General features: G+C 67.7%; 5 protein-coding genes. All 5 read right to left on the bottom strand.

Features of this window, described 5'->3' with window-relative positions; translation table 11 throughout:
• Positions 1–4,268, bottom strand: a 4,268-nt coding sequence (locus DWF00_RS20845; protein ID WP_181832902.1) for an Ig-like domain-containing protein, incomplete at its 3' end; no start/stop codon positions are given.
• A gap of 484 nt (positions 4,269–4,752) precedes the next feature.
• Positions 4,753–6,747: a hydantoinase B/oxoprolinase family protein gene (locus DWF00_RS20840; RefSeq protein WP_114832492.1), complete on the bottom strand. Its 1,995-nt coding sequence runs from the start codon at positions 6,745–6,747 to the stop codon at positions 4,753–4,755.
• Positions 6,747–8,798 (bottom strand): hydantoinase/oxoprolinase family protein, encoded by a 2,052-nt coding sequence (locus DWF00_RS20835; protein WP_181832901.1) that lies wholly within the window; start codon positions 8,796–8,798, stop codon positions 6,747–6,749. The genes DWF00_RS20840 and DWF00_RS20835 overlap by 1 nt, the downstream gene beginning before the upstream one ends.
• Positions 8,795–9,607, bottom strand: coding sequence for an ABC transporter permease (locus DWF00_RS20830; RefSeq protein ID WP_114832489.1), 813 nt, complete (start codon positions 9,605–9,607; stop codon positions 8,795–8,797). The genes DWF00_RS20835 and DWF00_RS20830 overlap by 4 nt, the downstream gene beginning before the upstream one ends.
• Positions 9,604–10,464: an ABC transporter permease gene (locus tag DWF00_RS20825; RefSeq protein WP_114832487.1), complete on the bottom strand. Its 861-nt coding sequence runs from the start codon at positions 10,462–10,464 to the stop codon at positions 9,604–9,606. Before DWF00_RS20825 ends, DWF00_RS20830 begins: the two co-directional genes overlap by 4 nt.

Below are 10,464 nucleotides of genomic sequence, written 5' to 3'. Positions count from 1 at the left end.
TCGCCGGCGCCGCCGAGGAGGGTGTCGTTGCCGGCGCCGCCCAGGAGCGCATCGTCGCCCGCACCGCCCTTGAGCAGGTCGTCGCCGTCCTCGCCATGGAGCGTGTCGTCGCCTTCGCCGCCGTCGATCTCGTCATTTCCAGCGCCAGCCGAAACCTCGTCGTCGCCGAGGCCGGCGAGGATCACGTCCGCACCCGCCGTGCCCACCAGGGTGTCATCGCCTGGCGTGCCGACCGAGCCCTGATCCTCAACGGAGAAGTTCCAGGCCGTCGGGTCGGAGATGCCGGCGAAGGCGTTGCCATGCGGCACCTCGGGAACGCCCGTCACCGCGACGTTGTCGATCGCCCACCAATAGGCATTGCCGGCCTGCATCATCTCGAAGGCCAGGCTCATCGTCGTCGCGCCCTCCGGCACGTCGATGTTGAAGGTCAGCGTCTCGTTCGTCGCCGTCGCCTTGAAGTACGGGCTGCCGGCCTGATCGCTCCAATGTGCGAGTTCGCGCGTCTCGCCGTTGTCGAAGGTGACGACGATTCGCGCTTCCTGGATGTTGTTGTTGGAGGTCGGGTTCGCCCAGGAATTGTCGAAGGTCAGGGTCGCGCGGTCGTCCTTGAGCCCGGTGACGTCGATCTCCGAGGCGCGAAGCAGCGCGCTGAACTTGTTCGGCGTGCTGGCCGAATTGAGGTCGTCATAGGCATCGGGATCGGCCACCGCGACGACGCCCTGGCCCTTGGTGAAGCCCGAACGCCCCTGGTTCCCCTCGGTTGCGATCCAGCTGTTCTTGTCGTGGAAGGTCCAGCCCCGGAACTCCTGCGGCCCGCCGGCCGGAGTGTTGTTGACGTGCTCCCAGCCGTCCGGCGTGGTCGCCGTCCAGTCGGTCAGGTCCGCGTCATGGCTCTCCGAAGAGCTCTGGTAAGGCTGGAGCAGCGGCGACAGCTCCTCGAAATTCTCGCTGAACAACACCTTCTCATTGGTCACGGCGAGGTCTTCGAAGGCGCCCGCTGCGACCGTCACGTAATAGTCGCCCGCGGCAAGCGCCGCACCCGGCTGGATCGTGACGGTGTGGCCGTCGACCACGACCGCATCGGACGCCACGTCGATGGTCTCGACGATGCTGCCATCGGCACGATGAAGCACGATCGAGCCTTCACCCTTGCGCACCGCCTCGTCGAAGCTGATGACGAGCGGGGCGTTCGGTGCGACGGCTGCGGCATCGTCTCCCGGCGCGGTGTCGATGACGGCGGGCGCCGTCACGTCGGCCACGGTCTCGAAGCTCCAGCTAGCGGCGTCATGGATGCCCGCGAAGGCGTTGCCGTCGGCCGAAGCGCCGCGCGTCTCGATATCGTCGAAGGCGCCGGCATCGACCGTGACGTAATACTCGGTCGCGCCGGCCAGCGGCGCCGAGGGATGCACGGTCACGACACCGGCCGAGATGCTGACCCGGTCGGAGTTGACGTCGATCGCCTCGACCACCGAGCCGTCGCTGGCGCGGTGGATGGTGATGAAGCCTTCGCCCTTCTCGACGCGCTCGCTCAGGACGAGCGTGAGGGCCGCGTCGACCGCGACATTGCCGAGATCGTCACCCGGAGTCGTGCCGAGCAGATAGGGCGCATGGGTGTCGACGGCGCCCTCATCCAGCAGGGAGGGTCCGCGGATGCCGTCCTGGCTGAGGCCGAGGAACTCGGCGATCGTCGCCGCCAGCGAGGTCTGCGGAGCCGCGCCGTCGGAGCTGATCTCCTTGTTCGAGGCGAAGAAGATCTCCCGCTCGCTCGCCGTCTGGCCGCCGTGGCCGCTGCCAGTCGCCGGATCGCGGCCGTGGTCGGTGCCAACGACGACCATCCAGTCCTCGTCGGGATTGGCCGCCATGCGCTGCGCTATGGCGATCATGATGGCGTTGACCTGCCTGGCGGCCTCCAGGATCGCCTGATCATAGGCAGTGCCGAAGCCCTGCGCGTGGCCGACGGCATCGACATTGTCCAGATGGAGGAAGGTGAAGGTCGGGGCCTCGTTCGTGATCAGATCGACGCCTTGCCGAATGACATCCGCGTCTTTCTCGGCCATCGAGCCGCCCGTGCTGACCCCATGCCAGTCGATGATGGACGGGGTCCCGAGCCCGCCGTTCTCAAGCGCGAAATGGCCGTTGTTGATATCGGGCCAACTGACGATCGAGGCCGTCGTCGCATCCGGAATACCTGCCTTGATGCGCTCGAACAGGCTCACCACCGCCGGGTCGATCGGCGAATTCGAGTTGCCGGTGATGTGGTGCTCGTTGGTCCAGGTGCCGGTCAGCAGCGTCGACCAGCCGGGACCGCTGACGGTTCCCTGCTGGGTCCCGGTCCCGAGGTCGCCACCCGTATAGCCCGCGAGGCTGTCGAGGTTGGTCAAGCCGCCCGCGGCCGCGGCGAGCGCCATCAGCTTGCCGTACTGGGTGCCGTCGATGCCCAGGAAGACGACGTGCCGGTCCTTCTGGGTCTCGGCGTCGAGCTGCGGGCTCTCGACAGCGAGGGTGACGCTGGCATTGTCCGTGACGCCGTGGCCATTGGAGACGGAATAGGAGAAGGAGGCCTGGCCGGCGAAGCCCGCTTCCGGCGTGAACACCACGTTGCCGTCAGCGTCGAGCGCCACCGTGCCGCCCGTGCCCGCCGTCACCGACTGGATGGTGAGGGCATGGCCCTGCGGATTGATGTCGTTGGCCAGCAGGGAAGCGGCGTCGATCGTCAGCGGCGTGTCATGGGCGGCCGAGAAGCCGGTATCGTCGATGCCCTGCGCATCGCCGGTCACGACCCCGGCCGACTGATCCCAGAGCGCCATCGTGCCGTCGCCGATGCTCGCATCGAGGCTGCCATCGCTGAAGTCGAACTGCACCGCATGGTCCGGATCGACCTGCCCCGGCTGCATGATGCCGCCGGACTTGGCGCCGCCGAGAGCGCCGATCTCGGCCGTGGTCATCGCCTTGTCGATGAAGAAGACGCTGTTGAGATAGCCCGGCGCCGTCTCGGGGGTCGCCTGGCTGACCTCGGATCCGCCATTGTCGGAGAGGATCAGGAAGCCCTTAGCGGGGTCGATCGCGTAGCGGCCGGCGGCGTCCAGGCCGCTGGCCCCGGCCGGCGACTGCGTGCCGACCAGGGTGCCGTTGATGTACTTGTTCATGGTGACCGTGCCGTTGCCGTTGTCATGCACGGTCACGGCGATGCGGTTCCAGCCGGTGTAGTTGAAGGTGCCGGTATAGTTGCTGCTGATGCCAATGCCGTTCGAGTTCCTGAGCAGGAAGTCGGCATCGCTGGCATTGGTCGGGTCGGTCTGCAGCAGGGCCATCCAGCGGCCGTTCGCGGCGGGCGCGTAGAGATCCCAGATCATGGTGTAGTCGTGGATCTTGCCGTCCGCCGCCGACGCCGCGATGCCGGGCTGCACGAAATAGCCCTGGGCGGCCGAGGCTCCGACATAGGCCATGACCTCGTCCGAGCCGTTGCCGCCAGCCAGGTTGGGAATGCCGAGCTCGGCCGTGGTGCCGAAGCCAGTATCGGTCAGCACGTCCGTCTCAGCCGAGACGACCTCAACGGCGCCCGTGCCCAGGGTCGGCGCGAAGGGCGCGGAGGGGTTGAAGTCGAACTGCACCGTCTGCCCGGTGGGGAGCGCGGAGGAGAGGATGCCGCCGGCCTTGGCGCCGCCGAGCGCGGTCACCTGCGCGCCGGTCAGCACCTGGTCGGTGAACATCACGCTGCTGACGAAGCCGGGCTGCGTCTCCAGGGCACCGACCTGGCTGGCACCATCGTCGGAGAAGATCATGAAGCCCTTGACCGGGTCGATCTGGAAGCGGCTGGCCGGCATCGACTGCGTGCCGACCAGGGTGCCGTCGAGATATTTGCCCAGCGAGACGTTGCCGTTGCCCAGGTCCTGGACCGTCAGGACGATGCGGTGCCAGGCATCCCAGGTGAAGGTGCCGGTATAGTTGCCGTTAATGCCGATGCCCTTGTTGGCGTTGACGAGGAACTCGGCGTCGCTGAGGTTGGTCGGGTCGGTCTGCAGCAGGGCGAACCATTTGTTCGCATAGGCATCGTCCACGAAGATATCGAGCGCCAGCGTGTAGCTCTTGAGCGGCGCCGTGCCGGTGAAGCCCGGCTTGATCAGGAAGCCGTCGACGACGGGAGCCGGGGCCGCGAAGCCCATCACGCCGCTCGGGCCGCCGGCGAGATCGGGCAGGCCGAGGCTTGCCGAGGTTCCGAAGGTGAGCTGCTCTTCGAATGTCGGCGCAGCGTTGTTGGTGGAAGCCATGGCGAATTACCCCTTCGTGGAGACAGGCAAATGGAATTGCCCGGGACCGTGGGGTGAGCCCGGCCGTTAATCCAATAGAAACCATCAATAGGAGTTATCGGGCTATCCGCCGGCCCTTGCCCGGACGTTCCCCGCTGCCTCGACAGCGATCCGGACGCGACAGCCGACATCGCCCCGGCGCAGCATCATCCAGCCCGGCCAGATACTCGCGCACGGCATGGTTCGCGGGCGTCGAATGGCGGTCTGCCACCGCCCGGCACGCTGCTTTGGCGGTTGGCGTCGGCCTCGATCAGGCTGGAATCCACCGCGACGCCCCGGCCACCGACCCAGCCCCCGTGTCGGCAAAACCGCCGATAGGCGAGGTTCGGATGAACCTCGTCGCCGAGTCAAACGGCCCTCAGCTTGATGCCGATGGGCAACATTCTCCCCCGGCCAGGAAGCGGATAACGGGAAGCCCGGCCAATTCGCTGGACCGCGGCCTCAATTAGCCCCTCGCGGTCGGGGCGGTTCCGAACAGCGTGTCTTCGATGCGATTCCAATGGGTCGAGAGCCAACCGCGAGCTGCGGGTAAGCCGTTGAACTCTTCGCGCAAGGTGGCGACCGCGACCTGCTTGCCACGATAGCGCAAGCTCGGAGGCAGGCCCGCCAGGAGTCCGCTCAGTTCGTCGAGAACCACGGCCGGAAACTGCCGCATGTAGGCCGAGCGCCCTTCGCCAAAATCGTAGCGCGCCGGCAAGGCTCCTGTCTGCCGGGCGGCTCGCGCGGCACCGGTTGCAGCGAGATCGATCTCCGCGCCGTCCAGCTCGACGCCATAGATATCGCGCGCTTCGTCAAAGCTGACGAAACCGTCCAGGACATCGTCCAGAACCTTGCCGGTATCGCGCGTCAGCGGATCGCCATAGCCGCCGCCGGCGGGCGTGCGCAGACTGATCACGTCGCCAGCGGAGAGCCGCTCCACATTGACCTTGCCGAGCCGCCGCTCTGCGGCGGTGCCCGGATTCAGAACGCAATCGCCGGGCGCACCGGCCTTGCCGCCCTCGAGGCCCCATGGCTGGAACTTGGTGCGTTCCATCCCGCGCGCCGTGAAGATGGTGTTGGGGTGCAGCAGCTTGACGTCGAGCCGCAAGGCGCTGCCGCCGCGGAAGCGGCCGGCGCCGCCACTGCCGGGGATCACCTCATAGGCCAGGACGCGCAAGCCGGCCTCGTGCTCCAGGATCTCGCAAGGCGTGTTGCGCAGGGAGCCGAGCGAGATGTCGCAACCCTCGACGCCATCGGCCCAGGGCCGCCCGCCAGAGCCGCCGATCATCGGCTGGATCACGGTGACCTGGCGCTGGCCGGTCTTGGGATCGACCGTGGAAATGGCGGGGATGGTCGCCTGCCCTGCCCCGGCCGCCGGGATCGTGCCGGGGAGAACCTCGGCCAGCGCGCCCTGCACGATGGTGAAGATGAGCTGGGTCAGGGCATAGCGCACGCCGGTCGCTGCCGGGAAGGAGGCGTTGACGACGCTGCCCTCGGGCGCGGTAAAGCGGAACGGGCGGATCAGCCCGGCATTGATCGGCAGACCGGGATCGCGGGTGCGGAAGAAGCCGAACATGGCCAGGCAGAGGAAGGGGTGGCGGCCGTTGGTGGCAAGGTTGAAGGCCGCCTGCACCTGCGGATCGGAGCCGGTGAAGTCGAAATGCAGGCCGTCCTCGCCATCCTTCGCGACGCTCAGCTTGATGCGGACCGGCACGTCGGAGACGAAGTCGTCCTCAAGGTAGTCCTCGAAGCTCCAGCGCGCATCCGGCATGGTGCGGATGATGGCGCGGGTGCGGCTCTCGGCATAGGCGATCAGCGCATCGCGGCCCTCGCGGACGGCGTCGATGCCCCATTTCACCACGGCCTGCTGCACGCGCGCTTCGGCGATGCCGAGCGCCGCGACGACGGCGTTGAGATCGCCCCAGTTCTTGTCGGGGATGCGGACGTTGGAGAGCAGGAACTCTCGGATTTCGGCCTGGAGGACGCCCTTCGCGTAGAGCTTCTTCGGCGTGATCCGCAGCCCCTCCTGGAACAGCTCGTAGGCGCTCGGCTGGATGCTGCCGGCGACGATGCCGCCCATGTCGGAGGAGTGAATGAAGGCCCAGGCGAAGCCCATCAGCTCGCCCTCGGCGAAGATCGGCTTGATCAGGTGGTAGTCCGGCAGATGCGTCGAGACGCCCTTGGTGGCGAAGGGGCAGTTGGCGATGCCGATATCGCCCTCGTGCCAGGGCGCCAGCGACTCGATGAAGGTCGAATAGTCGATGCCGATATAGCTCTGCGCGCCGATCGAGACCGGGAAGGCGAAATGCTGCCCCGCGGGCGTGATCAATCCGGTGGTGAAGTCCTGGCTCTCCTTGATGAAGGTCGTGTAGGCCGTCCGCTCCAGCGTGTAGCCGGCAGCCTCCGCAGCCGCGCGGAAGTAGTTGTTGAAGATGCCCAGCAGCACGCCGTCGATGGCCATTATCGGGTTCTTTCCATGATGAGCGTGCCGGAGGCGTGGGAGCCGACGGTCCAGCCCGGCGCGACGTAGATCGTGGTGTCGTCCTGCTCGACGATCGCCGGCCCGACGAAGCTGGAATCGGCGGAGATGGCGCGGCGCAGGTAGACCGGCACCTCCTCGAAGCGGCCGGCGACCACGACCTGGCGGGAGCCGCTGGGTCGCAGCGCTTCCCCGGCCCTGACCGCAACCGCGCGGGCAGCCGGCTTCTCGGTGGTGCCGACGATGGTGAGCCTGAGGTCGACGACCTCGACCGGCGCGGCCTCGTCGGCATGGGCGAACATGGCGCGATGGCGCCTGTGGAAGGCGCCGGCAATTGCGGCGAGGTCGGCCTCCTCGAGCCAGCGCGGCTCGACGGCGACGTCGATCTCGTAGGACTGGCCGAGATAACGCATGTCGGCCGCGACCTCGAAGCGCTGCGCCGACAGTTCGGGAGCTTCGCTGGCGAGCCAGAGGCGGGCCTGCCCGCTCAGCTCATGAAACGCCTCGGCAAGCAGCCCGGCGGCCTCGGAGAGCGGCAGCACGATCGAGCGCACGAAGGGCTTGGAGACATCCGACAGGAGGGCGCCGAGCGAGCACAGCGTGCCGGGCGCTCCCGGAACGAGGATACGGGTGATGCCGAGTTCGTCGGCGACCGGAGCCGCCAGCAGCGGGCCGGCGCCGCCGAAGGGCAGCATCGCGTAGTCGGCGACGGAGACGCCCTGCTTGGCCGCCAGGTTGGACAGTTCCGCATAGATCGAGCTGGCCGCGACCTGGATCACGGCCTCGACGGTCTCGGCCTCGCTGCGCTTCAGCCGTTCGGCCAGAGGCTTGAGCGCCTCGCGTGCAGCCTCGACCGACAATTGCAGGTGCCCGCCGGCAAAGCTGTCCGGGTTGAGGAAGCCGCCGACGAGGAACGCGTCGGTCACCGCCGGCCGTGTCCCGCCGCGGCCATAGCAGACCGGGCCGGGATCGGCGCCGACGCTGACCGGGCCGACGCGCATCACGCCCATCTCGTCGACGGTGATCACCGAGCCGCCGCCGGCGCCGATCGAGGAGACGCCGACGACCGGCATGAGCAGCGGGAAATCGGCGACGTGCTCGCTCTGGCTGATGCGCGGCGCCCCGCCATCGACGAAGGCGACATCGGCGCTGGTGCCGCCGATGTCGAGCGTGATGAAGTCGCTGACGCCGACGAGGCTGGCAGCATGGATCGCGCCCATCACGCCGGCTGCCGGTCCCGAGAGCAACGTCTCGACGGGATTGCGCCTCGCACTCGCGGCGGTGACGATGCCGCCGGTCGACTGGGTGATGAAGGGCCGCGCCGGCAGCCCCATCCCGGCGAGGCGGGTTTCGAGATCGCCGAGATAGCTGTCGATCTTGGGCATGACATAGGCGTTCATGATCGAGATCAGCGCGCGCTCGTATTCGCGCATGCGCGGCCAGATCTCGTGCGAGCAGCAGACGAAGAGGTCCGGCGCCCGCTCGCGCACGCGGTCGCGCACCCGCTGCTCGTGCACCGGGTTGCGATAGGCGTGCATCAGGCAGACGACGAGCCCGTCCAGCCCCGCGGCGCGCGCCGCATCGACGGCGGCATCGACATCGGCCTCGATGAGGTCGATCTCCTCCGTGCCCTCGGGGCCGAGCCGGCCCGTGACCTCGAAGACGTGGCGGCGCGGCAGCAGCGGCGTCGGCCGGCCGGTGCGCCAGTTATAGGGCGTCGGCATGCGCAGGCGCTGGATCACCAGCAGGTCGCGGAAGCCGCGGGTCACGAGCAGGCCGAGCCGGGCGCCGTCGCGCTCGATCAGCGTGTTGAGGGCGATCGTGGTGCCGTGGACGAAATAGCCGATATCCGCCGGGCGGATGCCGTGCTCGCTTTCCAGCCGCTCCAGCCCGGCGATCACGCCGAGCGCCGGCTGCGCGCGCGTCGTCGGCACCTTGAGGGTGATGAAGCGCTCCTCGTCGGCGCGCCAGAGGGACAGGTCGGTAAAGGTGCCACCGATATCGATACCGAGGCTATGCTGCGGTGACGTCACTCGACACTCCCAGGGCTGGACAGTCCGAACAACCGGCCTGCGACCAGGATGACGGAGAGAATAAGGACGATCTGCACGGCGGACGCAGCCGCCACGAGCGGCGACTGGTCCCATTCCATGAAGGTGAAGAGCCGCAACGGCAGCGTGATCGACTGCGGCCCCGAGATGAACAAGGCGAGGTAGATGTCGGAGAAGGAGATGATCAGGGCGAAGATGAAGCCCGACATCAGCGCGCCCCGGATGATCGGCACCGTCACGAGACGGAAGGTCTGCCAGCGCGTGGCGCCGAGCATGCGCGCCGCTTCCTCGACGCTCGGCTCGACCGCCCGCATGCCGACCACGACGGTGCGGGTGGCATAGGGCATGGTGATCAGCACGTGGCCGAGGATCATGCCCAGGAGCGAGCCGGAGACATTGAGCCAGGCGAAGGCCAGCAGCAGCGCGAGGCCGACCAGCACGCGCGGGACGTAGAGCGGCGCCAGCAGCAGCGTCTGCAGGGATGCGCTGCTCGATCCGCTGCGCGCCAGCGCCAGGCCCGCCATCGCGCCGAGCGCCGTCGAGATGGCGGCGGCGATCAGCCCGAGCTTGAGGCTGAGCCAGAGCGAGCTCATGAACTCCGCATTGGCGAAGAAGGCCTGGAACCAGCGCAGCGACAGCCCCTGCGGCGGAAAGTTCATCAGCTCGCTGTCGTTGAAGGCCTCGATCAGCACGACGGCGATCGGCGCCAGCAGGAAGGCGAAGACCAGGCCGGTCAGCACCGAGAGGCCGATCCAGGCGGGCGAGCGCCTGTTACCCGTGCCGCCGCTCATAGCCCTTGTGCCTTCTGCGGCACCGAACGCAGGTAGCCGTAGATCAGCGCGGTCGAGACCACGACCATGATGATCCCGACCGCCGAGCCGAAGGGCCAGTTATAGCTGACCAGCATCGCGTCATAGGCGATGGCGCTGATCATCTTGACCTGGGCCCCGCCGAGCAGGGCCGGCAGGGCGTAGGAGGTGATGGCGAGCGAGAACACCATCAGCGAGCCGGAGATCATGCCGGGAATGCTCAGCGGCAGCGTCACCTTGAGGAAGACCTGGCGCGGCGTGGCGCCCAGCGCGCGGGCCGCCTCCTCCACCGATGGCGGGATGTCCTTCAGCGCCGCCAGCAGCGGCACCACCATGAAGGGCAGCAGCACCTCGACGAGGCCGAGGACGACGGCGTGGACGCTGTTGAGCAGCCGCAGCGGCAGCGTGATGACGCCGAGCCAAAGCAGCACCGAATTGACGACGCCGTTATAGCCGAGCAGCACCATCCAGCCATAGGCGCGCACGACGAGGCTGATCATCATCGGCACGAACACGAGATAGACCAGCACCGGCTGCCAGCGGCTCTTCGTCCGGGCCAGGAAATAGGCGACCGGGTAGCCGAGGATCAGCGAGAGCGCGGTGACTGCGAGCCCGAGCTCGACCGTCTGGGCTATGACCTTGAGGTAGAAGCCGTCGCCGAGGAAGCGCCAGTAATTGCCCAGCGTCAGGGTGTAGTCGGTGATCTTGCTCGGCACGAAACGCCAGACGCTGAAGACCAGCATCAGCAAGAGCGGCGCGATCAACGCCACGCCGATGACGAGGAGGCTCGGCGCCGTCAGCCAGAGCGTCCGGCGGGATGCTGAAGCGTTGTCGGACAC

The organism is Allobosea caraganae, from assembly GCF_003351345.1.
GTDB lineage: Bacteria > Pseudomonadota > Alphaproteobacteria > Rhizobiales > Beijerinckiaceae > Allobosea > Allobosea caraganae.
This window is presented reverse-complemented; position numbering and strand designations above follow the sequence as displayed.

Coding starts and splice junctions, on each gene's coding strand:
- DWF00_RS20840 (WP_114832492.1), bottom strand. CDS start 6,747: ATGGCCATCGACGGCGTGCTGCTGGGCATCTTCAACAACTACTTCCGC.
- DWF00_RS20830 (WP_114832489.1), bottom strand. CDS start 9,607: ATGAGCGGCGGCACGGGTAACAGGCGCTCGCCCGCCTGGATCGGCCTC.